The following is a 22,340-nucleotide window of genomic DNA, read 5'->3' on the forward strand; positions in this document are numbered from 1 at the left end:
GCGGTGGCAGCAGTTGCGGTGGCGGAGGTGGCGGTGGTGGTGGATGCGGGGGAGGCGGTGGCGGCTAGCTGATCGCCCATCCGTCTGAATCGGCACCGCCCACCGGCAATTCGAGAATTGCTGGTGGGCGGTGCATGTTCACATGTTCGACGACCCGGCCTGGCGACGCGCCGGCCCGGCGATCAGTTCGCGTGCAGGACGGCGTTGAGCTCGATGCCGTCGCCCTTCCACGGCACGACCTCGACCGCGCCGGTGGTGCTGTTGCGGCGGAACAGCAGGTTGCTCTTGCCGGACAACTCGCGGGCCTTGATGACCGTCCCATCCGGGCCGGTGACCTTGCTGCCCGCGGTGACGTAGAGGCCGGCTTCGATGACGCAGTCGTCGCCGAGTGCGATGCCGCAGCCGGAGTTGGCGCCGAGCAGGCAGCGCTTGCCCAGCGAGATGATCTCTTTGCCACCGCCGGAGAGGGTGCCCATGGTGGAGGCACCGCCGCCGACGTCGGAGCCGTCGCCGACGATGACACCGGCCGAGATGCGGCCCTCGATCATCGACGAGCCCAGCGTGCCGGCGTTGAAGTTCACAAAGCCCTCGTGCATGACGGTGGTGCCCTCGGCGAGGTGGGCGCCGAGACGGACGCGGCCGGCGTCGGCGATCCGGACACCGCTCGGCACAACGTAATCCACCATCCGTGGGAACTTGTCGATGCCGTTGACGGTCACCTGGCCACGGGCCTTGAGCTTGGCGCGGGTCAGCTCGAAGCCCTCGACCGCGCAGGGACCGAAGTTGGTCCACACCACGTTCGACAGCTTCCCGAACACGCCGTCCATGTTGAGGCCGTGCGGGATCACCAGCCGGTGGGACAGCAGGTGCAGACGGAGGTAGGCGTCATGGGCGTCGGCGGGGGCGTCGGCGAGCACGATGGACGTGCGCACGGCGACGGTGCGAACACCGCGGTCGGTGTCGGTGCCGATCAGCGAGGTCAGTTCGGCGGGCGTCTCGTCGGCGGCGAGTTCGGTGGTCCCGGCCGTCGTCTGCTCACCCAGCTCGGGGGACGGGTACCAGGTGTCGAGCACAGCGCCCGAGTCGGTGATGGTGGCGATGCCGATTGCGGAGGCTCCAGATGCGTTGGTCACGGGCAGGAGTTTACGCGGGAGAGTTTCACCAGGGACAATGGAGCACATGTCGACGGAGACGCAGCGCAGCGGAGCTCGACCAGGAGTGGCGGAGACGCAGCGCAGCGGAGTTGGTGCGGTGTCCTATTCCGAGCGACGGTCGAGGCTGGTCCCGGCCACCGTGTGGTCGAAAACCGGCGGCGGTGGGCGATCAGAGATCCTGCCCGACGGCTGCATGGATCTGATCTGGACACCCGACGGGTTGCTCGTCGCCGGTCCGGACACGTCTCCGGTGATCGCCTCGGGTGCCCCAGAGATGGTTGCGCTTCGCTTCGACCCGGGGATCGCACCGCTTGTTCTCGGCTGTGCCGCAGACGAATTGGTCAATCGCCGGATCGATCTGGCCGACATCGCCGGAGCCGGGCCGGCACGCCGCCTACAGTTGCAGGTGGCAGAATCCGCCGATCCGGCAGCCGAATTGCAACGCCACGCGGCGGCGCGACTTGTCTCGATGCCGCCGCCGCGGTGGTTGCGGCCGGCGACGGCGCTCCTGGTCAGGGGCACTTCGGTCGCCGACGTGGCTCGTGAGGTCAGCGCGAGCCCTCGGCAGCTGCAGCGATGGTCGCGGCAGCACTACGGGTACGGCGCCAAATCCCTGCAGCGGATCCTGCGGGTCAACAGCGCCATCGGACGGCTACGGGGCGGCGCCGCCCCGTCGGACACCGCCCACCTGTGTGGATACGCGGACTACGCCCACATGTTCCGGGAGTTCCGGTCGGTGACGCAACGCTCGCCGACGGAGTTCGCGGGTCAGCCCAGCGCGGCGTAGAAGTCGATGCCGTTGCCATTCGGGTCTTTGACGGTTGCGTACCGCTGTCCCCAGAAGGCATCGAAGGGTTCGAGCTCTCCGACGTGGCCGGCCGTGGTCAACGCGGCATACCTGGCGTCCACGTCGGCGGTGGTCGCGCATTCGAAGGCCAGTGAAATGCGTTGTCCGCCCGGCGCGGGTGACCAGTCCTTGTTGAATGCCGCGAGGCTGGCTGCGGTGTCGAAGAGGATCCGGAATCCGCCGGCAGCGGTGGTTTCGGCGTGCGGTGCGGTGTCGGCGTCGTCGGGGAATTCCAGACCGCAGGCGCGGTAGAACGCCAGCGACGCCGCCATGTCATCGACGACGATGGAGATGGCGTTGAGTGTGGGCGTGGGGGATGTGGAGGACGTCATTGCCACGACTTTATAGCTGCCCGAGAGTCCGGTCATGAACATTTCGGCCATCGGGGAAACTCGTGCCGGCGTGCCGTCGGCGACTACCGTGGTCACCGTGACCATCACCGCTCTGGACCTGCGCGCCGACCCGATCGACTTGACGGCAGCGCTTGTCGACATCGCCAGCGAAAGCCATGACGAGGCCGCCATCGCCGATGCCGTGGAGGCGGCGCTGCGGGCGCAGACCACCGGATTCGAGATCCTGCGCCACGGCAACCGCGTGTTGGCGCGCACCAACCGCGGCCTGGGCCGCAGGGTGATCCTGGCCGGACATCTCGACACCGTGCCGATCGCCGACAATGTGCCGAGCCGGCGTGAGCGCGACAGTCCCGAGGGCGACGTGCTCCACGGCTGCGGAACCGTGGACATGAAGTCCGGTGACGCGGTCTTCCTGCATCTGGCGGCCACACTGGACGAACCGACCGCCGATCTCACCTTGATCTTCTACGACTGCGAGGAGATCGCCGCCAAGTACAACGGGTTGGGGTTCATCGAACGCGAACTCCCGGAGTGGCTGCGGGGCGACGTCGCGATCCTGGGTGAGCCGACCGCCGGCCAGATCGAGGCCGGCTGCCAGGGGACCCTGCGCGTACGATTGACCTCAGCGGGCACCCGGGCGCATTCGGCGCGTTCGTGGCTGGGGGACAACGCAATTCACAAACTCGGTTCGGTGCTGCAGACCATGGCCGACTACACCCCGCGCCGGGTCGACATCGACGGCTGTGAATACCGTGAGGGTCTGTCCGCGGTCCGGATCGACGGCGGTGTGGCCGGCAACGTGGTGCCCGACGCGGCGAGCGTGGACGTCAACTTCCGCTTTGCCCCCGACCGTTCGGTGGAGCAGGCCACCGCGCACGTCCGGGAAGTCTTCTCTGCCGCAATCGATTCCGGCGACGTCACGTTCGAGGTCACCGACTCGGCCGGGGGTGCATTGCCCGGTTTGTCGAATCCGGCGGCGGCGCAGCTGGTGGCCGCGGCCGGTGGCCTGTTCCGGGCCAAGTACGGATGGACCGACGTCTCACGCTTCTCGGCGCTGGGCATTCCGGCGGTCAATCTAGGGCCCGGTGACCCGAACCTGGCGCACAAGCGTGACGAGCGGGTGCCCACCACACAGATCACCGAGGTGACGGACATCTTGCGGAGGTATCTGCTCGCCTGACCGGACGGCTGAGCTTGGCTGTCCCACGCTCCGGATTGCACATTGCTAGCGTCTTCCCATGGCACAACACGATCGCGACACCCGGCTCAACTACCGCGGAGCGGCTCGGATCCGTGAAGACCAGACGGCGCCGATCCAGACCACCGACCAGCGTCTGCTCAGGTCGGCGGACTCGGCCAGGGATCCGTGGCGCGTGCTGCGGATCCAGTCCGAGTTCGTCGAGGGTTTCGACAACATGTCCAGGGTGGCGCCGGCCGTCACCGTGTTCGGGTCGGCCCGCACGGCGCGCGACACCCCGTACTACAACCTGGGCCGGGAACTCGGTGCCGCGCTCGCCGCCGCCGGGTATCCGGTGATCACCGGCGGCGGGCCCGGTCTGATGGAAGCGGTGAACCGGGGGGCCTGCGAGAGCGGCGGGCAGTCCATCGGTTTGGGCATCGAGCTCCCGTTCGAGCAGGAACTGAACCAGTGGGTCGACCTCGGCGTCAACTTCCGGTACTTCTTCGTCCGCAAGACGATGTTCGTGAAGTATGCGGAGGCCTTCATCTGCCTGCCGGGTGGTTTCGGCACCCTCGATGAGCTGTTCGAGGCACTGACACTGGTGCAGACCCGCAAGGTCACGCAGTTCCCGATCGTGTTGCTGGGCACCGAGTTCTGGGGTCCGCTGCTCGACTGGATCAAGGGGACGCTGACCGAGCAGGGCTTTGTGTCGCCGGCCGACGTCGACCTGTTGCAGGTGACCGACTCCGTCGCCGAAGCGGTCGACATCGTCAAGGCGTCGCGGCAGCGGCAGGACGAGGCGCACCGGCTCTCGCAGTCCGAAGGGGGGTCGGGGGCATGACCGCGATCTGCGTGTACTGCGCATCCGGACCGGTGGCCGACCAACACCTCGAGCTGGCGACCGAACTCGGGACCGCGATCGGTGCCGGCGGGCACACCCTGGTCTCCGGCGGCGGCAATGTCTCGATGATGGGTGCGATCGCCCACGCGACCCGCGCGGCCGGTGGGCATACCATCGGGATCATCCCAAAGGCGTTGGTGCAGAGGGAAGTTGCGGACCTCGATGCCGATGAGCTGGTGATCACCGATACGATGCGCCAACGTAAGCAACTGATGGAGGACAAGGCCGACGCCTTCATCACGCTGCCCGGCGGCATCGGAACGCTGGAAGAGTTGTTCGAGACATGGACTGCGGGCTACCTGGGCATGCATCGCAAGCCGGTGGTTCTACTCGACCCCGAAGGTCACTACGCACCGTTGCTCGACTGGCTGCAGACGTTGACCGGGACCGGGTTCGTGTCGACGTCGGCGTTGGACCGGCTGGTGCGGACCACCACGGTCAAAGAGGCGCTCGCGCGGTGTGCCGTTTATCTGTGAATGTCGGTAACCTGATCCGGCGGGGGGCCTTACCGTGATTGTTCGACGAGCATCTCAATAGTTGGGCCCAGACGAATCACGAGCATCGGAGCTTATGTGGCCAGGGAAAACCGGACGAGTGTTGGACTGATGGACGTCGCGAAGGGGGCTTTGGCGATAGTCCCGGATCTTCCGGGCGTCATCCGGCACGCACCGGGACTGGTCCTGCGGCGACCGAAGGCAAAGGGCAACATCGGGTCGGTCTTCAACAAATTGGTCGCCAAGCACCCGGAGCGCCCCTTCATCCGCTTCGAGGGCAAGTCGGTCACCTACGGTGAGGCCAATCGGCAGATCAATCGTTACGCCGACTACCTCACCCGCAACGGTGTCGGTGTCGGCGACGTCGTCGGGATCCTGGCCAAGAACCATCCTCAGACGTTGATGGTGATGCTGGCGACGGTGAAACTCGGTGCGATCGCCGGGATGCTGAATTACAACCAGCGCGGGCACGTGTTGTCCTACAGCATCGGAATCCTGGATGCATCGGTGCTTGTGGTCGACCCGCAGGCGAAGGAGGCGCTGGATTCGATCGACAAGTCGCAACTGCCTTCCGTCACAGTCGACTTCGTCGAACTCGACGAACAGTCCGAGGGTTTGAGCGAGCGCAACCCCGAGGTCACCGCCGGGCTCCCGGCGTCAACGAAGGCCTTCTACATCTTCACCTCCGGCACCACCGGGATGCCGAAGGCCAGCATCATGTCGCACTACCGCTGGATGACAAGCATGGATGGCATCGGTGGCATGGGGGTCCGACTGCGGCACACCGACACCATGTATTCGGCCCTGCCGCTCTATCACAACAACGCGCTGACGGTCTCGCTGTCGTCGGTGCTGGCCTCGGGTGCCTGCGTGGCCATCGGCAAGTCGTTCTCCGCCTCCCGGTTCTGGGACGACGTTGCGCTCAACCGGGCCACCGCGTTCTGCTACATCGGCGAATTGTGCCGGTACCTGTTGGCCCAGCCCGAAAAACCTTCCGACGCCACCAATGGGATCAAGACCATCGTCGGCAACGGGATGCGCGCCGAGATCTGGGACGAGTTCGCAACGCGGTTCAAGATCGAGCGTGTGGTCGAGTTCTATGGTGCCTCGGAACTGAACTTGGCCTTCATCAATGTCTTCAACATCGACCGGACGGCGGGATTCTGTCCGCTGCCGTTCAAGATCGTCGCGTACGACCATGACTCCGGTGAACCCCGGCGTGACGCGCAGGGCAAGCTGACCAAAGTGGCGAAAGGCGAAGCGGGCCTGCTGATCTCGGAGATCTCTTCCAAGGTTCCCTTCGACGGCTACACCGATGACGAGGCGTCGAAGAAGAAGATCATCACCGACGCCTTCAAGTCCGGTGATCGCTGGTTCAACTCCGGCGACCTGGTGCGCGACCTGGGGATGAGTCACATCGCGTTCGTCGACCGTCTCGGCGACACCTTCCGCTGGAAGGGCGAGAACGTGGCCACCACCGAGGTCGAGGGCGCGTTCGGTGGCGCCGACACCATCGACGACGTCGTGGTCTACGGCGTCGAGATCCCCGGCGCCGACGGCAAGGCCGGCATGGCTGCCGTCACGCTCGGTGAAGGCGCGGAGTTCGACCCCAAGGGGTTGGCAGTCCACCTGTACGACGAACTGCCGGTGTACGCCATCCCGTTGTTCGTTCGGGTGGTGTCCGAACTCGCGCATACCTCGACCTTCAAGAACCTGAAGGTGGAGCTCCGCGAACAGGGATTCACCGACGTCGGAGATGACGATCTCTATGTTCTGACCGGTAGCGGCGACGGGTACGTCAAGTTCTACGATGACTATCCAAATGACGTCGCAGGAGCGAAAGTACCCAAAGGCTAGGCGTGCGCACCGGTGAAACCGGGGCGGGTCCGGACGTGTCCGGGGTCGTCGGGATGCAGGTGAGCAACACATTGTGCGGGCGTCCGGTCGCCACCGATCGCGCCCTGGTCATGGCCATCGTCAACCGCACACCAGACTCGTTCTACGACCGCGGGGCAAGTTTCTCCGACGACGCGGCGAAGTCCCGGGTCGATCAGGTGGTTGCCGAGGGAGCCGACATCGTCGACATCGGGGGAGTCAAGGCCGGTCCCGGTGACCTCGTGGACGCGGCCGAAGAAATTCGGCGGGTGCTGCCGCTGATCGCGTGGATTCGCGATCGCCATCCCGATCTCATCATCAGTGTCGACACCTGGCGGGCCGACGTGGCCCGTGAGGCCGTCGCAGCGGGTGCGGACCTCATCAACGACACCTGGGCCGGGGCCGACCCGGAGCTGGTGTCTGTGGCGGCGGAACTGTCGGTGGGCATCGTCTGCTCGCACACCGGCGGAGCGGTTCCGCGCACCCGGCCGCACCGCGTCCGTTATCCGGATGTGGTCGCCGATGTCCTCGCAGAGGTCACCGGCGCGGCTGATCGAGCGCTCGCGGCCGGCGTGCGACGCGACTCGATCGTGATCGATCCCACTCATGATTTCGGAAAAAATACCCATCACGGGCTGACTTTGTTACGTCAGATAGACGTTCTGGTTAATACCGGCTGGCCAGTGCTGATGGCGCTGAGCAACAAGGATTTTGTAGGGGAGACTCTGGGTGTAGGCCTGGAAGATCGGTTGGAGGGGACTCTGGCCGCGACGGCACTTGCAGCCTCCTCGGGGGCTCGGGTGTTTCGCGTCCACGAGGTAGCCGCCACACGAAGGGTGGTAGACATGGTGGCCGCGATAGTCGGCACCAGACCACCTGCCCGAACAGTAAGGGGTTTGGCATGACCGCTGGGAAGCAAGTCACTGGAAGAACCGAACGTACGTGGGCGCCGATCGCGTCGGCACCACAGGACTCACCCTCGGCCCGTTGGGCCGCCGACCACAGTTGGGACCGTCCTGACTGGACAGTCGAGGAACTCGTTGCGGCGAAGGACGGCCGCACGGTGTCGGTTGTCCTGCCGGCATTGAACGAAGAGGACACCGTCGCAGACGTGATCGCCTCGATCCGTCCGCTGCTCGGCACCCTCGTCGATGAGCTGATCGTTCTGGACTCGGGCTCGACCGACGCCACCGCCGAGCGGGCGACCGCGGCAGGCGCGCGGGTGGTCAGCCGGGAAGAGGCGGTTCCGGAGATCGAACCGGTCCGTGGCAAGGGCGAAGTGCTCTGGCGTTCGCTGGCCGCGACCACGGGTGACCTCATCGCCTTCGTCGACTCCGATCTGATCGATCCGGATCCGATGTTCGTCCCCAAGCTGCTCGGGCCGCTGCTCATCAACTCCGAGATCCAGCTGGTGAAGGGGTTCTACCGTCGTCCGCTGCGGACCGGGGCGAGCGAGGACGCCAATGGCGGTGGCCGGGTCACCGAGCTTGTCGCCCGTCCGCTCCTTGCCTCGTTCAAGCCCGAACTGACCGCGGTGCTGCAGCCGCTGGGCGGCGAGTATGCGGGTACCCGCGAGTTGCTGTGTGCGGTGCCCTTCGCGCCGGGATACGGCGTGGAGATCGGGCTGCTGGTCGACACCTACGACCGATACGGCATGGCGGGTATCGGCCAGGTGAACCTCGGTGTCCGGACACACCGCAACCGTCCGCTGGTCGAACTCGGCGTGATGAGCCGTCAGATCGTCGGGACGCTGATGGGCCGCTGCGGGATCGTCGATTCCGGTGTGGGGCTCACCCAGTTCAAGATCCAGCCCGATGGCACGTTCATCCCGAAGACCACCGACGTCTACCTGACAGATCGGCCGGCGATGAACACGCTCCGGCCGCAGGTACCTGCCCGGAGTCGTCGAGCCTCATAGCACTGCGCACCACACGAGCCATTTTGCGAAGACGAGCCACGAATACGTGGCTCGTCTTCGTATATCTGGCGCGTCTGGGCAGGAGGCCAGCTAACGTAGCTAGAACACGTTCTAGTTCTACGGGGAGAGTTGGTCGATGTCGGATTCGATGGCGGGTAAGTCAGTTCTGGTCACCGGTGGTGGCAGTGGAATCGGGAAGGGGATAGCGGCCCTGCTGTGCGAGCGGGGCGCACAGGTCACGATCATCGGTCGCGGCGCCGAGCGGCTCGAGGGCGTCGCCGCAGAGCTCAACGCGGGCCCCGGTCCCGGCGCCGTGTTCGCTCACGTCGCCGACATCACCGTCGAGGATCAGGTTGCCGCAGCGGTGGCGGCAGCGACCGGACGGACCGGGCGACTCGATGGGATCGTCGCCTGCGCGGGCGGCAGCGAGACCATCGGGCCGATCACCCAGATGGACACAGAGGCCTGGAAACGCACCGTCGACCTCAATCTGAACGGCACGATGTTCACCATCAAACACGGTGCGCGCGAACTGGTTCGGGGCGGTGGTGGTTCCATCGTCGCGATCTCGTCGATCGCTGCGAGCAACACGCACCGATGGTTCGGTGCCTACGGCGTCACGAAGTCCGGGGTCGATCATCTGGTGGCACTGGCAGCAGACGAACTGGGCGCGAGCAACATTCGCGTCAACGGCATCCGCCCGGGTCTGACGCGAACTGAACTCGTCGGGCTCATCACGCAGGATCCGGCGCTCAGCGAGGACTACCGGATCAGCACGCCACTGCAGCGGGTCGGTGAGGTCGAGGACATTGCCGGACTGGCACTGTTCCTGCTCGGCGCGGAGTCGACGTGGATCACCGGGCAGGTGATCAACGTCGACGGCGGCCAGATGTTGCGTCGCGGGCCCGACTTCAGTTCGATGCTCGAACCTCTCTTCGGCGCTGAGGGATTGCGTGGCGTGGTCGCGGCCGACGACACGGCCGGGGTCGCCGCGGAGGGTGTGGCCCCATGACCACGCACGAGGTGCTCGGCACCGAGGTTCAGATGCCGGTCCAGATCCGCCACGCGAGTTGCTTTGTGGCCGGGTTCACGGCGTCTGCCCCTGCGGCACAGGCGATGATCGCGGGCACCGGACTGCGGGTGATGCAGGTCAGGCCGGGACGGACCATGTGCATGCTGGTGTTCGTCGACTACGTGGACGGAGATCTCGGACCGTACAACGAGTTTGGGGTGTGCCTACTGCTCGAGGATCCCGACACGCCCGGGAAGTCGACGATTTTGGGAAATCTGCGGTCGCTGGCGACCGGGCGGGCCCGCGCTCTGGTGCACCGGCTCCCGGTCGATGGTGACTTCACACTCGCCGCAGGGCGCGGGATCTGGGGTTTTCCGAAGACGTTGGCGGACTTCGACGTCGACCATTCCTCCGCCACCAAGCGCGGTGTGGTGAGTGAAGCGGGCAAATTGATTGCCGCGCTCACGGTCCGGCCCGGGTTCAAGGTTCCCGATTCCGATGCGACGGCGGTGCTTCGGGCGTATTCGTATCTCGGCGGTGTGACGCGGGAGACCCCGTGGGTACTCAACAGGACCGGCGACACCCGGACCCGGCTGGGCGGGGCGACGCTGCAACTCGGGTCACATCCGATCGCCGACGAGCTACGCGGACTGCGGTTGAGCCGGCACGCGCTGATGACATCGTCGGTGGGACATATCGAGATGACCTTCGAGGATGCCGTGGTCCGCGGTGGCTCGCAGCAGCATCTCTGATGACCTGGAATAGTGGTTGAGGTGCTGACACTCCTGCTGTACCTGCTGATCATGGTTGTGGTGATCGGTGTGGTGTTCGCCGTCGTCTGGTTGGTGTTCGGCCGGTCGGAGGATCTTCCCCCGCTCGAACGCGGAACCACACTCGTGCGTCTGCCACGTGCCGGAATCACCGGTGAAGACGTGCGCGCGTTGCGCTTTGTCCAGGTGACCCGCGGCTACAAAACCGGCGAGGTCGACTGGGCGCTGGAGAAGCTCGCCCGCGAGATCGACGAACTCCGGATCGCACTGCACGATATTCAAGCTCGTGAAGACGCCGAAAGCCCTGCACAACGGGGAGAATAACCGCTCGTCCATCCGTAGTATGGATCGGGACCACGCAGCACCGAAACGTACGGTGTCAACGAATGTTGGCACCGACCTAATAAGATCAGACTTCGACGCCGACTGCGGCAGCGAATCTGAAGGGAGCAGAAATGGCGGCGATGAAGCCACGGACCGGGGACGGTCCCCTTGAAGCAACCAAGGAGGGGCGAGGAATCGTTGTTCGCATCCCCATCGAGGGCGGTGGCCGACTGGTTGTCGAGCTGACCTCGGACGAGGCGAGCGCTTTGGGTGAAGAATTGCGCGGGGTGGTCGCCTGACCAGCTCGCCGTAGGGCGATAGAAGGAGACGGTCCACTCGTGTTGACCGCAGTGGTCGATCTGTTGAGTTGCCCGGTATGTCGAGCATCGCTCGACCTTGCCGACCGCACGCTCTGGTGCACGGCCGGCCACAGCTTCGACCTCGCTCGGCAGGGTTACGTCACCCTGTTGGGCGGGGCCGGCAGCAATTTTCGTTCAGACACCCCCGACATGCTCGCTGCGCGAACCCGATTCCTCGACAGCGGATTCTTCGATCCGATACTGTCCGCCGTCTCGCGGCAATGTCCTCCGGCAGCAACGATTCTCGATGTCGGCGCCGGAACCGGCCACTATCTCTCCGCAGCGGTCGATGCCGGCGGTGGTCGCGGTGTGGGTCTTGATCTCTCCAAAGCTGCTGCCCGCCAGGTGAGCCGACTATCCGACACCATCGGTGCGGTCGTGGCCGACGGATGGCAGCCCTTTCCGATCGCCGACGAGGTGATCGATGTTGCCCTGTCGATCTTCTCTCCCCGCAACGTCTCCGAGTTCGCGCGGGTGCTGCGCCCCGGCGGGATCCTGGTTGTCGTGTCTCCGACGCCTCGCCATCTGGGCGAACTGGTGGCGCAGGTCGGAATGATCGGCGTCGACAAAGACAAGACGGAACGTATCGGCAACAGCATGTCCGGGCATTTCGTCCGGACTGATCGAAGGCTGGTCGAGTACCAGGTAGAACTCGGGCACAGTGATATCGCGGACGTGGTGCTGATGGGTCCGTCGGCGTTTCACCTCACCAGGACCGAGGTCGATGCCAAGCTCGCCGGATTGCCCGACCCGATGCCGGTCACCGCGTCGGTGACCGTCGGGGTGTATCAGACCGGCTTGCAGACGGATTCGTAGATCCGCATCGTCTGCTCCGCGATGGAATCCCAGGAGAAGTCGGCTATCGCCCGTACGCGTCCGGCCTCGCCCATCGAACGGGCCAGATCGGGATCGGCGATCACCCGGTTCACCGCACTCGCCAAGTCGTGTTCGAAGTCGCGGCCCTTGTCCTCGTCGTAATGCACCAGCAGTCCGGTGATCTCGTCGCGCACCACCTCGGGAATGCCTCCGACATCGGACGCGACGACGGCCGTTCCGCAGGCCATCGCCTCGAGATTTACGATGCCGAGGGGTTCGTAGATCGATGGGCAGACAAAAACTGTTGCCGCGGAGAGTATTTCGCGAATCTTCTCGGTGGACATCATCTCGCTGACCCAGAACACGCCGGACCTGGATTCGGAGAGCTGCTCCACGGCGGCGGCGATCTCGGCACCGATCTCGGGGGTATCGGGGGCGCCCGCGCACAGAACGAGTTGCACATCGGGGTCCATGTGGTGGGCCGCGGCGATCAGGTGCCGGACACCTTTCTGCCGGGTGATCCGGCCGACAAAGGCGGCGATCGGGCGATCCGGGTCGACGCCGAGGTCTGCGAGCACGGTGTCCGAACCAGCGCGCTCCACCGGATGCCACGTCTGGGTGTCGATGCCGTTGCGGACCACGTGCACCTTCTCCGGATCAAGACGGGGATAGGCGTCGCAGACATCGATCCGCATGCCGGAACTCACCGCGATGACCGCGTCGGCGTACTCGATGGCGTTCTTCTCGACCCAGCTCGACACCCGGTAGCCGCCGCCGAGCTGTTCGGCCTTCCACGGTCGTCTGGGCTCGAGTGAATGTGCCGTCAGCACATGGGGTATGCCGTGCAACTGCGCAGCCAGATGTCCGGCCAGGCCGGTGTACCAGGTATGCGAGTGCGCCACTTCGGCACCTTCGGCGGCGACCGCCATCCGCAGGTCCGAGGACAGTGTGGTGATCGCCGGATTGGCTCCGACCAGGGCCGGATCGACGCCGTGGACGGTGGCGCCCTCGCGTTCGGCACCCATGCAATGCACGTCGACCGTGGCCAGCGACCGCAGGTGGCGGACCAGCTCGGTGACGTGGACCCCGGCCCCTCCGTAGACCTCCGGCGGATATTCCCTGGTCATCATCGCCACGCGCATGACCTTGACGCTAGCCCGGCGATCCGGCGCGCGCCAACGCTGCGAGAAATGTTCATGTCGGGCCCGAGAGTTTCTTCGGGCGGGGCAAGCGATTTCGAAAGATCTGCACGTGTCTATGGCCGCGAACTCCGTGGGCGGATAGGTTGAAGGGGTGATTTCACAGCGCCACGTCCTTGGGATCGTTCTTGCCGGCGGAGAGGGCAAACGACTCTTTCCCCTGACCATGGACCGCGCCAAACCGGCTGTCCCCTTCGGCGGTGGGTACCGTCTGATCGATTTCGTGCTCAGCAACCTGGTCAATGCGGGGTACTCGCGGCTGTGTGTGCTCACCCAGTACAAATCGCATTCCCTCGACCGCCACATCTCGCAGACGTGGCGGCCGTCGGGCTTCAACGGCGAATACATCACGCCGGTCCCGGCCCAGCAGCGGCTCGGCCCGCGGTGGTACACCGGCAGCGCGGACGCGATCTTCCAGTCGCTGAACCTGGTCTACGACGAGCAGCCCGAGTACATCGTGGTCTTCGGTGCCGACCACGTGTACCGGATGGATCCGGAGCAGATGGTGGAGGCGCACATCGCCTCCGGTGCCGAGTGCACGGTTGCCGGTATCCGTGTTCCGCGTGATGAGGCGACCGCATTCGGGTGCATCGATTCCGATGACAGCGGCAAGATCACGAGCTTTCTCGAGAAGCCCGCGAATCCGCCCGGCACCCCCGACGATCCCGATGCCACATTCGCATCGATGGGCAACTACGTGTTCACCGCGGCCGCACTCGTCGAGGCCATCAAACTCGACGCCGACAACAGCGACTCCGACCACGACATGGGCGGCGACATCATCCCGGCGTTCGTCGAGCGGGGCGAGGCGTTTGTCTACGACTTCAAAGACAACCAGGTGCCCGGCGCCACCGACCGCGACCGCGGGTACTGGCGCGATGTCGGCACGCTCGACGCCTTCTACGACGCGCACATGGACCTGGTGTCGGTGCACCCGATCTTCAACCTGTACAACCGGCGCTGGCCGATCCACGGTTCCGCCGACTACCTGGTGGCCCCGGCGAAGTTCGTGCAGGGCGGACTGGCGCAGGAATCGATGGTCGGGTCCGGCAGCATCATCTCCGCGGCCACGGTTCGCAACTCGGTGCTCAGTTCCAACGTCATCATCGAAGACGGTGCAACCGTCGAAGGTAGTGTGCTGATGCCGGGTGTCCGGATCGGTAAGGGCGCAGTGGTCCGAAAAGCCATCCTGGACAAGAACGTTGTGGTCTCCGACGGCGAGATCGTCGGCGTCGACGAGCAACGCGACCGCGAACGGTTCGCCTTCAGCAGCGGTGGAGTGGTGGCCATCGGCAAGGGCATCCGGGTCTGAGGACCCTGCCTGCCCCGGCAGCCATGTTCGGGCGACCGTGATCGGGCCGGTTCGGGATCGATCGTCAGGGTCGGTTGAGGGCGGTCGCGATCAGGTCGGGGATCGCGGGGTGTTCGGTGTTCTCCGGCAGCGCGTCGATCGGCCACCACCGCAGGTCCACCGACTCCTTGCTCCGGACGAACTCGGGCAGTGATCCGTCCGGGCCGTCCGGCGCGAACGTCGCGAACCGCAGGTCGAGGTGCCGGGTCGGGACGCCCAGCGAGCAGGTGATCGGATGGGTGTGGATCTGCACCAATTCGTCGACGACATCCAGTTCGTCGATACCGGATTCCTCCCGGGCCTCGCGGGTGGCCGCGTCCGTGATCGTGGTGTCGGCTTCCTCGCAATGACCGCCGAGCTGGATCCACTTGCCGACCCGTGGGTGCAGCGTCAGGAGCACGTGGGTGCGTGCGGTGTTGAACACGATCGTCGACGCGGTGATGTGCCCGGCGGCCGATTCCCGCAGGCACCCGTCTGGTGCGGCGGCGAGGAACGCCAAGATCGTGTGGCGCAGCGAATCCTGATGCGGATCAGGTGTCTGCCACCGGGTCAGCAGGTCGGTGGCCGACGCGTGCAGGGACTCCCGGCTCACAGTTCGACCACCAGCGAGCCGGTGGTCGCGGCCGGGCGCGGCTGGTCGGTGGGTTCGGCGGGGTAGCCGATGGCCACGGCGCCCAGCGGTTCCCAATCGGCCGGCAGGTCGAGTTCGCTGCGGACCAGCTCGGGTGCGAAGATGGTCGACCCCACCCAGCAGCTGCCCACCGACCGGGTCGCCAAGGCGACCAGCAGGCCCTGAACCGCGGCGCCGCCGGCCACGGTGAACATGGTGTGCTCGGCGGCGTTCCGCTCGGCATCGGGATAGTCGTGGCGTCCGTCGCCGGTCAGCACCGGGATCACGATTTCCGGTGCGGTGTACAGCAATTGGCCACGCGCAACGCGCTTGGTGATCGAGTCGTCGCCTTTGCCGTCGGCGGTCAGATGTGCCCGCCAGCGCTCTGCCATCGCATCGAGCAGCTTGATCCGGCGCGCATCGTCGCGGATCCAGATGAACCGCACGGGGTGACTGTGGTGCGGCGCAGGAGCGGTCAGAGCCTCGGCGAAGGACGTACGCATGATCTGCTCGGGGACACCCTCGTCGGTGAAGGCGCGCACCGACCGTCGCATCAGCAACGCCTGCCGGCGTCCGAGTTCCATCGCCTCGGCGGTACCGAGCCAGAACAGGTCTTCTTCGCCCGGCCGAACGAGATCTCTTGCAGTGGTGCCATTTTCGCGTGGGTCCAGACCGCGGACCACGGCCACCGGGATCTCGCCGAGTTTGCCCTTGACGAGATCGGCGGCGGCGGCCAGTTCGTCGGCGATCGCGATCTCGGTGACGATGAGGGGGTTGCCGTATTCATCTTCGGAACCCTCGTAAGGGTGCGTGACAGCGATTCCTGCGGCCCCGATCGCCGCGTCGGTCTGTCCGATGCGCCAGGCCCGGCCCATCGTGTCTGTGATCAACACAGCCACGTCTACCCCGAGACGCTCGCGCAGTGCCGATCGCAGGGCCGCCGCGCTGGCGTCGGGATCGACGGGGAGCAACGCCAATTCGTCGCTGCCGACATTCGACCCGTCGACGCCGGACGCCGCCTGGACGATGCCGAGTTTGTTCTCGGTGATCAGCGTGCGGTTCTTGCGCGCCACGACGCGGACCGATTCGGAGTCGACGAGGGCCCTCCGCGCGGCGTCCCGCTCGTCGGGATCGGTGGGCGCCGAGACCATCCGGCCCTCGACCTTCGAGATGATCTTGCTCGTGACCACCAGGATGTCCCCGTCACGGATCCATCCGGCAGCGTCGGCCAGCGCCGCGGCGAGGTCGTCGCCCGGCTTGAACCGGGGCAGTCCCGGGATCGGGATGATCTCGATACTGCCCGCAGAGGCGTGATCGGCAGGGACGTGATCGGTGGGCTCGCGATCCGCGGACGTCGGCTCATTCATGGGAGACACCCACCAGATCGCAGGCGTCCCGGACCATCTGGGCGGTGGCGGCCGGGTCGGTCATCAGCAGCGGCACCGAGGCGACCTTCACCCCGGGGATGTCTGCGTGGTCGCCGGGCGCGATGAGCCAGCCGTCGAGCACTCCGTTGGCCGTGCGGGCGCCGTAGTGCCGGCCGACCGCCTCGGGTGTTGTCTCCACGTCGATCACAGACAGGCATTCATCGGCCATTCCGCGCAAGGGGCTGGTGCCGATGATGGGGGAGATGCCGACCACCGGAGCCTGTGCGGTGCGCAGCGCCCCTCGGATCCCGGGAACCGAGAGTATGGCGCCGATGCTGACCACCGGATTCGACGGGGCGAACAGAATGATGTCGGCTTCGGAGATCGCCTCGAGCACACCGGGTGCGGCCTTCGCGTCCTCGGACCCGACCTGTGCGAAGCCGTGGGTCGTGATCTTGGCGCGGTGGCGGACCCACCACTCCTGGAAATGGATCGCGACCTTCTCCTCGGTCACGTCGGCCTCGCTCGAGGCGTCGGCAGAGTTCCGCTCCGACGGGTCCCCGACGCTGGTTCGGGTGACCACCACGTGGGTCTCGTGCCGGTCGTCGGTGGCCGGCAGCAGGCGTACGCCCGGATCCCACCGCCGGCACAGGGCTGCGGTGATGTCGCTGAGTCGGTAGCCCGCGTCGAGCATCTGGGTGCGGATCAGGTGGGTGGCAAGGTCGCGGTCACCGAGCCCGAACCAGTCGGGGTCGGCGCCGTAGGCGGCCAATTCCTCTTTGGCGTGCCAGGTCTCCCCGCGCCGCCCCCATCCGCGGTCGGTGTCGATGCCGTCGCCGAGCGTGTACATACAGGTGTCGAGGTCGGGACAGATCCGTACGCCGTGCATCCAGGCGTCGTCGCCGACATTGACCACGGCGGTCACCTCGTGTTCCGACGGAGGACGACCCTCTGCCAGCACATCCGGGAACGACGTGCGCCCGAGGAGTTCACGAACACCCTGCAAGAACCGGGCGCCACCGACGCCGCCGACAAGAACCGTCACCTTCACAAGCAACCACCCTAGTGCCCCGAGTCGTAAGCCCTCTTGCAGTCTCCGGCGTTCGATTGCCGGATACTCGCGCGAATATTTCGATTCGCGACACCGGTGCCACCGCCACGTGGTCAGTGGTGTGGCCCTTGGCGCCGTTGTGACACGACGGCAGTCGGTCGTTCGGGCGACGGTGAGGATCGAAAGATCATACGAGCGCAGCATGATCGGGGGCAGCCGCGCACCGCGGACCCCCATCGCGCCGGCGGCACGTAGCATCGAGCGGGTCCGGTCGGCAGTTGAGCGAAGGTGTTCGAACTGTTCGAATCGGGTGGGGTGTCTTTTTGGCCGTCAACCCCGTGTCGAGACTCGGGAATCACGCGATGGGGTGATAAAGCAATTTGCCTGGCGGCTTGACCTGGACCCCTGAAACCGTGTCTAATCACATCAGTGTCATTCCCAGTTTTGACAACGAGAATTGTTGTGGGGCATGGGAATCGATCACATGTTCGAAGATGACTGACCAACTGCACAATTCGAGTGAGATGAGGAGGCGGGACGATGGCTCTGGAACACATGGCTACCAACAGCCTTGAACCGCAAGTCGATTCGCAATTGAACGCACCCGAAGACCGTCAGAACGAACGTCCCCGGCTCAGCCTGGTCACCACTGCATTCGACGAGATGTTTGACATCGTCGAGGATCAGTGGCAGGACCGTGCTCTCTGTGCCCAAACCGATCCCGAGGCATTCTTCCCTGAGAAGGGCGGATCGACCCGCGAGGCAAAGCGGATCTGCCAGGGGTGCGAAGTACGCGCAGAGTGCCTCGAATACGCCCTGCACAAGGATGAGCGGTTTGGCATCTGGGGCGGCTTGTCGGAGCGCGAGCGCCGGCGCATCAAGCGCGGGATCGTATAGTTCGGGGGATTTCGGTCACCGAATCATCGGTGACGTTCACGGTGGTGACATCGGGGGTAGGCCGCGCAGTGTCAACTGTTGCGGCACTTTGTTTTTCGGGACGACGATATTGTCGATCCGACGGTATGTCTGGCTCGGGTGGTTGTGAGCATTTCGGCACGATGACATGTTCGATCCGACGACATGTCTGACCCGAGTTGTTTGTGAAGACTTTCGGCACATCGCGACCCGCATGCCCTACTGGGGAGGCGGGTCGATTGTGTCTTCGTCGACGCCCAGGTGTGCGGCAACCTGCTGTACGAGGACCTCGTGGAGCAGGTCGAGCAGGTCTGCACCCTTCTTGGCACGACTCTCCAGTGGTCGCCGGAACAGCAGGATCCGGGCCTTCGTCGCCCGCCCGTCGCCATCCATACCCGGTGGGATGAGTCGCGCCAAAGGGATCGGCCCGTCCGCGGTGACCTCCGCGGGCCACTGCACGGTGTCGGGATCCCGCGGCAACATGCGGGGCACTTCGTCGACCGCGATGTCCAGACCGATCAGCCGGTCGTGCCAGCGGGCGTCGATTTCGGCAAACGCCTCCAGCACGACCGCGTCAAACGATTGGGATCGGCTTGTCCAGGCCGGCACATGGGCTGGGAGCAGCGATGATCGCAGGCCGCGGCCGCGACGGTCTCGGATCCGGAGCACGCCACGCTGGGATCGTCGACGCCGTGGTCGAGTAAGCGGAGGACGAATGGGTGCCATAAGTCGCAAGTCTAGGCAGGTCTGTGCGGTGTGTCCTGCTTCGACCCGCCCGGAGATCGGGATAATCTTCCACCCGTGAGGCTTCCACGTCAGTGTTCCAGGCCCGGCTGCGCCAACCCGGCGGTCGCAACGCTGACTTTTGTGTATTCAGATTCGACCGCGGTGGTCGGGCCGTTGGCGACGACTCCCGAACCGCACTCGTGGGATCTGTGCGATACCCACGCGACCCGGATCACGGTCCCGCGCGGTTGGGAGATGCTGCGCAGCGAGGGCGGATTCGCCGCACCGTCGCGAGACGAGGACGATCTGACCGCGTTGGCCGAGGCCGTTCGCGAAGCCTCCGGCGGCTCCCTGGTGTCGCGTGTGTCCTCGGTCCCCGGACCGGATGCAGCGCCCCACATCAGCAGGGCGCAGGCACCGGTCAGCGGTACCGAGCCTCTTCCGCGCCCGCGGCCGGGTCGACGTGGACACCTTCGAGTGTTGCCTGATCCCGTCGACTGATCGTCGTCGTAGCCGGTTTCATCTCGGCGGCCGAGTCGGAGTCCACCGGGCCGCGTCCCTTTCGCCTGTACCAGGCCTGTTCGCCGTAGTTGCAGATCACCATGACAAACGCCGCCAGACCCCATCCCAGGATCAGGTCGATGACGTAGTGCTCGGCGGAGTAGACGAGGGTGAACGCCATCACGAGGGCATAGCCGGTGAACAGGGTTCGTCCGAGGGCCTTGGTCCGGCCCCACATGAACATCGCGAGCAGTGCGGTGACCCCGGCGTGCAACGAGGGGATCGCGGCGACCTGGTTGGACTTGTCCTGTCCGACCTCGATCACATCCCGCACCGGACCGATGTGCAGTACGTCCCAGCCGCGACTGGAGATCCGCTCGACGTAGGGTGCGCCGTCATGTTCGGGCACCACTGGGCCGAGCAGGTTGTCGGGCACGACCCGTTCGGGTGTGGTGATGCACGGCGGGAATGCGGACCCGTCGGCGACCTCGGACGAGGTGCACTTCGCCGCGGCCCACGGGGGAGCGGCGGGAACCATGACATAACCGATCAATCCCAAGAAGAAGATCGCGATGAGGCGGAGTGTGAACCGGCGCCACTGCACGCGGTCTCGGAGCCACAGGAAACCTGCGACGGCGTAGGGGACGACGAAGTACGACATGTACACAAAGCTCGTGAACACCTCCCACCACTGTGCCTCTGCCATCTTCAGGTGCTCCTGCAGCCAGACGGTGGGCACCACATGGAACATCCACCGGTCGGCGTCGACGGCGAGATGCCACTGGGTGGGCATGCCGAGGAAGGCAGCCATCCCTCGCGTGGAGTCGTACACCGCTAGCAGTACGCCGAACGGCAGCCAGTCACGGATCACCGACAACACGTTGCGGCGCCCGATGGATGCCGCGGCGAGTCCGATCGCAACTGCTACAAGCACATACGAACGGCCGAACGACATGGTCCGGGTGGCGAGCAACGTGACGATCGTCAGCGCCCAGATCGTGACGGTCACGCGCCGGATGAGCACCAGATTGAACCGTTCGGCGCTGAGCCGGACAGCCTTGAACTCCGCAAAACGCAGTCGGGAGTACCAAGATGATGGAGGGGCGTCCGTCTTCGGTGTCTGTGTCTCCGTCATGATTGGGCGGTGACCCCGCTGTCGTCCGAATGGGCCACCGGCGAATCCTGACCGCCAGGGACCGGCTGCGCCCGCGCAGGTGTGTTTGCAAGTTCGTGAAGCTGTACTGACAGAGAAGGAGTCAACCCTTGGAACGTTCCGCGCAACTCTTCAGCCAGGAGCTGGTGAGTGCCGTCATCAAGGCCTACGACGTTCGAGGGCTTGTCGGAGAACAGATCGGTGCCGAATTCGTCCGTGCGGTGGGAGCCTCGTTCGCGCGTCTGATGAAGGGCGAAGGCCAGAGGGCGGTGGTGGTCGGACACGACATGCGAGAGTCGTCCCCGGGACTCGCCGAGGCGTTTGCCGACGGTGCGCTGGATGAGGGGTTGGACGTCACCCTCATCGGGCTCGCCTCCACCGACCAGCTGTACTTCGCGTCCGGAATCCTCGACCGGCCGGGAGCGATGTTCACCGCCAGCCACAATCCGGCGAGCTACAACGGGATCAAGATGTGCCGGGCCGGCGCAAAGCCGGTGGGCCAGGACAGCGGCCTGGCGACCATCTCGCGTGAATTGGTCGAAGGCCTGGGAACCGAATCGGCAGGACCCGGCGGTGATGCGGGCACTCCGACCACCAGAGGTGTGCTGGACGAGCGTGACGTATTGAAGGACTATGCGGCGTTTCTGCACAAGCTCGTCGATCTTTCCGGTCTGCGGCACTTGACGGTCGCCGTCGATGCGGGCAATGGCATGGGTGGTCACACAGTTCCGGTGGTCCTGGGTGGTTCCGAGGCGTTCACCGTGCGTTCACTGTACTTCGAGCTCGATGGAACGTTTCCCAACCATGAGGCGAATCCGCTCGATCCGAAGAACTTGGTGGACCTGCAGGCCTATGTGAAGGAGACCGGTGCCGACATCGGTTTGGCCTTCGACGGCGACGCCGACCGCTGTTTTGTGGTCGATGAACTGGGCGATCCGGTATCACCGTCCGCAGTCACGGCACTGGTTGCCGAGCGTGAACTCGCCAAGAACCCGGGCAGTGTTGTCATCCACAACCTGATCACCTCGCGGGCGGTTCCCGAACTGGTCCGTGAACTGGGCGGAGTTCCCCTGGAGACCAGAGTTGGCCACTCGTTCATCAAGGCCCAGATGGCAGAGACGGGCGCGGTATTCGGCGGCGAGCATTCGGCGCACTACTACTTCCGCGACTTCTGGGGTGCCGATTCGGGCCTGCTCGCCGCGATGCATGTGCTGGCGGCTCTCGGGTCCTCGGATCAGCCGCTCTCGAAGATGATGGCGCGCTATGAGCGCTATGCCAGTTCCGGCGAGATCAATTCGACCGTCGACGATCAGGCCGCGCGCACCGCGGCGGTGCTGGCGGACTTCGGCGACGAGATCACCGGCACCGCACGGATGGACGGGGTGACGGTCGACCTCGCCGACGGTTCATGGTTCAACCTGAGGGCGTCGAACACCGAACCGCTGCTGCGACTCAACGTCGAAG

General features: G+C 65.4%; 24 protein-coding genes. 16 read left to right on the forward strand and 8 right to left on the reverse strand.

Annotated elements, in window-relative coordinates:
* Positions 1-182 precede the first annotated feature (182 nt).
* Entirely contained in the window at positions 183-1,133 is a 951-nt protein-coding gene (gene dapD / locus VIQ49_RS20685) for a 2,3,4,5-tetrahydropyridine-2,6-dicarboxylate N-succinyltransferase (RefSeq protein WP_331888146.1), read from the reverse strand.
* A 46-nt stretch (positions 1,134-1,179) separates the two neighbouring features.
* Between dapD and VIQ49_RS20690 the strand changes: the two genes are divergently transcribed.
* Positions 1,180-1,941: an AraC family transcriptional regulator gene (locus VIQ49_RS20690; protein WP_331888148.1), complete on the forward strand. Its 762-nt coding sequence runs from the start codon at positions 1,180-1,182 to the stop codon at positions 1,939-1,941.
* Here VIQ49_RS20690 and VIQ49_RS20695 read toward each other — a convergent pair.
* Complete coding sequence (locus VIQ49_RS20695) at positions 1,923-2,333, reverse strand: VOC family protein (protein WP_331888150.1); 411 nt, start codon at positions 2,331-2,333, stop codon at positions 1,923-1,925. The two genes, VIQ49_RS20690 and VIQ49_RS20695, sit on opposite strands and share 19 nt — an antisense overlap.
* Before the next feature lie 103 nt (positions 2,334-2,436).
* Between VIQ49_RS20695 and dapE the strand changes: the two genes are divergently transcribed.
* The 11 genes from dapE (at position 2,437) to VIQ49_RS20750 (ending at position 12,003) form a co-directional block, all read left to right on the forward strand.
* A complete protein-coding gene (gene dapE / locus VIQ49_RS20700; RefSeq protein WP_331888188.1) occupies positions 2,437-3,534 on the forward strand; it encodes a succinyl-diaminopimelate desuccinylase in 1,098 nt (365 codons plus the stop codon).
* A 58-nt stretch (positions 3,535-3,592) separates the two neighbouring features.
* On the forward strand, positions 3,593-4,375 hold the full coding sequence (locus VIQ49_RS20705; RefSeq protein WP_331888152.1) for a TIGR00730 family Rossman fold protein: 783 nt from the start codon (positions 3,593-3,595) through the stop codon (positions 4,373-4,375).
* On the forward strand, positions 4,372-4,911 hold the full coding sequence (locus VIQ49_RS20710) for a TIGR00730 family Rossman fold protein (protein ID WP_331888154.1): 540 nt from the start codon (positions 4,372-4,374) through the stop codon (positions 4,909-4,911). The genes VIQ49_RS20705 and VIQ49_RS20710 overlap by 4 nt, the downstream gene beginning before the upstream one ends.
* 129 nt (positions 4,912-5,040) lie before the next feature.
* The gene (locus VIQ49_RS20715; RefSeq protein ID WP_331888156.1) at positions 5,041-6,786 is read left to right on the forward strand and encodes a long-chain-acyl-CoA synthetase; all 1,746 of its coding nucleotides are present in this window, start codon (positions 5,041-5,043) and stop codon (positions 6,784-6,786) included.
* 53 nt (positions 6,787-6,839) lie between these two features.
* Positions 6,840-7,709: a dihydropteroate synthase gene (folP, locus tag VIQ49_RS20720; protein ID WP_331888191.1), complete on the forward strand. Its 870-nt coding sequence runs from the start codon at positions 6,840-6,842 to the stop codon at positions 7,707-7,709.
* The gene (locus VIQ49_RS20725; RefSeq protein WP_331888158.1) at positions 7,706-8,722 is read left to right on the forward strand and encodes a glucosyl-3-phosphoglycerate synthase; all 1,017 of its coding nucleotides are present in this window, start codon (positions 7,706-7,708) and stop codon (positions 8,720-8,722) included. Before folP ends, VIQ49_RS20725 begins: the two co-directional genes overlap by 4 nt.
* Before the next feature lie 136 nt (positions 8,723-8,858).
* Positions 8,859-9,734 carry an SDR family oxidoreductase gene (locus VIQ49_RS20730; RefSeq protein WP_331888160.1) on the forward strand — a complete coding sequence of 292 codons (876 nt, stop codon included), beginning with the start codon at positions 8,859-8,861 and terminating at the stop codon, positions 9,732-9,734.
* The gene (locus VIQ49_RS20735; RefSeq protein ID WP_331888162.1) at positions 9,731-10,486 is read left to right on the forward strand and encodes an acetoacetate decarboxylase family protein; all 756 of its coding nucleotides are present in this window, start codon (positions 9,731-9,733) and stop codon (positions 10,484-10,486) included. The genes VIQ49_RS20730 and VIQ49_RS20735 overlap by 4 nt, the downstream gene beginning before the upstream one ends.
* 21 nt (positions 10,487-10,507) lie before the next feature.
* Positions 10,508-10,828: a DivIVA domain-containing protein gene (locus VIQ49_RS20740; protein WP_331888164.1), complete on the forward strand. Its 321-nt coding sequence runs from the start codon at positions 10,508-10,510 to the stop codon at positions 10,826-10,828.
* Between the two features lie 131 nt (positions 10,829-10,959).
* Positions 10,960-11,127, forward strand: a complete 168-nt coding sequence (locus tag VIQ49_RS20745; protein WP_331888166.1) for a DUF3117 domain-containing protein — start codon at positions 10,960-10,962, stop codon at positions 11,125-11,127.
* Positions 11,128-11,166: 39 nt separating this feature from the next.
* Positions 11,167-12,003 (forward strand): putative RNA methyltransferase, encoded by an 837-nt coding sequence (locus VIQ49_RS20750; protein WP_331888168.1) that lies wholly within the window; start codon positions 11,167-11,169, stop codon positions 12,001-12,003.
* Here the strand turns inward: VIQ49_RS20750 and glgA are convergent.
* Complete coding sequence (gene glgA / locus VIQ49_RS20755) at positions 11,976-13,145, reverse strand: glycogen synthase (RefSeq protein WP_331888170.1); 1,170 nt, start codon at positions 13,143-13,145, stop codon at positions 11,976-11,978. The genes VIQ49_RS20750 and glgA overlap by 28 nt on opposite strands.
* A gap of 151 nt (positions 13,146-13,296) precedes the next feature.
* Here glgA and glgC point away from each other — a divergent pair, with 151 nt between their 5' ends.
* On the forward strand, positions 13,297-14,514 hold the full coding sequence (glgC, locus tag VIQ49_RS20760; protein ID WP_331888172.1) for a glucose-1-phosphate adenylyltransferase: 1,218 nt from the start codon (positions 13,297-13,299) through the stop codon (positions 14,512-14,514).
* 64 nt (positions 14,515-14,578) lie between these two features.
* On the opposite strand, the gene VIQ49_RS20765 is transcribed toward glgC, so the two are convergent.
* From VIQ49_RS20765 to cofD, 3 genes are read right to left on the reverse strand one after another with little or no spacing between them, the layout of a single operon-like run.
* On the reverse strand, positions 14,579-15,145 hold the full coding sequence (locus VIQ49_RS20765) for an NUDIX hydrolase (protein WP_331888174.1): 567 nt from the start codon (positions 15,143-15,145) through the stop codon (positions 14,579-14,581).
* Positions 15,142-16,530: a coenzyme F420-0:L-glutamate ligase gene (locus VIQ49_RS20770; protein WP_331888176.1), complete on the reverse strand. Its 1,389-nt coding sequence runs from the start codon at positions 16,528-16,530 to the stop codon at positions 15,142-15,144. Before VIQ49_RS20770 ends, VIQ49_RS20765 begins: the two co-directional genes overlap by 4 nt.
* Entirely contained in the window at positions 16,523-17,581 is a 1,059-nt protein-coding gene (cofD, locus tag VIQ49_RS20775; RefSeq protein WP_331888178.1) for a 2-phospho-L-lactate transferase, read from the reverse strand. Before cofD ends, VIQ49_RS20770 begins: the two co-directional genes overlap by 8 nt.
* A 663-nt stretch (positions 17,582-18,244) precedes the next feature.
* On the opposite strand from cofD, the gene VIQ49_RS20780 reads away from it, so the two are divergent.
* Positions 18,245-18,478, forward strand: a complete 234-nt coding sequence (locus tag VIQ49_RS20780; protein WP_028462746.1) for a WhiB family transcriptional regulator — start codon at positions 18,245-18,247, stop codon at positions 18,476-18,478.
* Positions 18,479-18,715: 237 nt separating this feature from the next.
* On the opposite strand, the gene VIQ49_RS20785 is transcribed toward VIQ49_RS20780, so the two are convergent.
* Positions 18,716-19,222, reverse strand: a complete 507-nt coding sequence (locus VIQ49_RS20785) for a metallopeptidase family protein (protein WP_331888180.1) — start codon at positions 19,220-19,222, stop codon at positions 18,716-18,718.
* A 75-nt stretch (positions 19,223-19,297) separates the two neighbouring features.
* Between VIQ49_RS20785 and VIQ49_RS20790 the strand changes: the two genes are divergently transcribed.
* The gene (locus tag VIQ49_RS20790; protein ID WP_331888182.1) at positions 19,298-19,723 is read left to right on the forward strand and encodes a DUF3499 domain-containing protein; all 426 of its coding nucleotides are present in this window, start codon (positions 19,298-19,300) and stop codon (positions 19,721-19,723) included.
* On the opposite strand, the gene VIQ49_RS20795 is transcribed toward VIQ49_RS20790, so the two are convergent.
* Positions 19,644-20,858, reverse strand: a complete 1,215-nt coding sequence (locus VIQ49_RS20795) for a phosphatase PAP2 family protein (RefSeq protein WP_331888184.1) — start codon at positions 20,856-20,858, stop codon at positions 19,644-19,646. The two genes, VIQ49_RS20790 and VIQ49_RS20795, sit on opposite strands and share 80 nt — an antisense overlap.
* Before the next feature lie 128 nt (positions 20,859-20,986).
* Here VIQ49_RS20795 and VIQ49_RS20800 point away from each other — a divergent pair.
* A partial coding sequence (locus VIQ49_RS20800; RefSeq protein ID WP_331888186.1) for a phosphomannomutase/phosphoglucomutase occupies positions 20,987-22,340 on the forward strand: 1,354 nt, incomplete at its 3' end.

Origin of the sequence: Williamsia sp., from assembly GCF_036566845.1 — a bacterium.
Classification (GTDB): Bacteria; Actinomycetota; Actinomycetes; order Mycobacteriales; family Mycobacteriaceae; genus Williamsia.

Coding starts and splice junctions, on each gene's coding strand:
- VIQ49_RS20690 (WP_331888148.1), top strand. CDS start 1,180: ATGTCGACGGAGACGCAGCGCAGCGGAGCTCGACCAGGAGTGGCGGAG.
- VIQ49_RS20695 (WP_331888150.1), bottom strand. CDS start 2,333: ATGACGTCCTCCACATCCCCCACGCCCACACTCAACGCCATCTCCATC.
- VIQ49_RS20705 (WP_331888152.1), top strand. CDS start 3,593: ATGGCACAACACGATCGCGACACCCGGCTCAACTACCGCGGAGCGGCT.
- VIQ49_RS20710 (WP_331888154.1), top strand. CDS start 4,372: ATGACCGCGATCTGCGTGTACTGCGCATCCGGACCGGTGGCCGACCAA.
- VIQ49_RS20715 (WP_331888156.1), top strand. CDS start 5,041: ATGGACGTCGCGAAGGGGGCTTTGGCGATAGTCCCGGATCTTCCGGGC.
- folP (WP_331888191.1), top strand. CDS start 6,840: ATGCAGGTGAGCAACACATTGTGCGGGCGTCCGGTCGCCACCGATCGC.
- VIQ49_RS20725 (WP_331888158.1), top strand. CDS start 7,706: ATGACCGCTGGGAAGCAAGTCACTGGAAGAACCGAACGTACGTGGGCG.
- VIQ49_RS20730 (WP_331888160.1), top strand. CDS start 8,859: ATGTCGGATTCGATGGCGGGTAAGTCAGTTCTGGTCACCGGTGGTGGC.
- VIQ49_RS20735 (WP_331888162.1), top strand. CDS start 9,731: ATGACCACGCACGAGGTGCTCGGCACCGAGGTTCAGATGCCGGTCCAG.
- VIQ49_RS20745 (WP_331888166.1), top strand. CDS start 10,960: ATGGCGGCGATGAAGCCACGGACCGGGGACGGTCCCCTTGAAGCAACC.
- glgA (WP_331888170.1), bottom strand. CDS start 13,145: ATGCGCGTGGCGATGATGACCAGGGAATATCCGCCGGAGGTCTACGGA.
- VIQ49_RS20770 (WP_331888176.1), bottom strand. CDS start 16,530: ATGAATGAGCCGACGTCCGCGGATCGCGAGCCCACCGATCACGTCCCT.
- VIQ49_RS20780 (WP_028462746.1), top strand. CDS start 18,245: ATGTTTGACATCGTCGAGGATCAGTGGCAGGACCGTGCTCTCTGTGCC.
- VIQ49_RS20785 (WP_331888180.1), bottom strand. CDS start 19,222: ATGGCACCCATTCGTCCTCCGCTTACTCGACCACGGCGTCGACGATCC.
- VIQ49_RS20795 (WP_331888184.1), bottom strand. CDS start 20,858: ATGACGGAGACACAGACACCGAAGACGGACGCCCCTCCATCATCTTGG.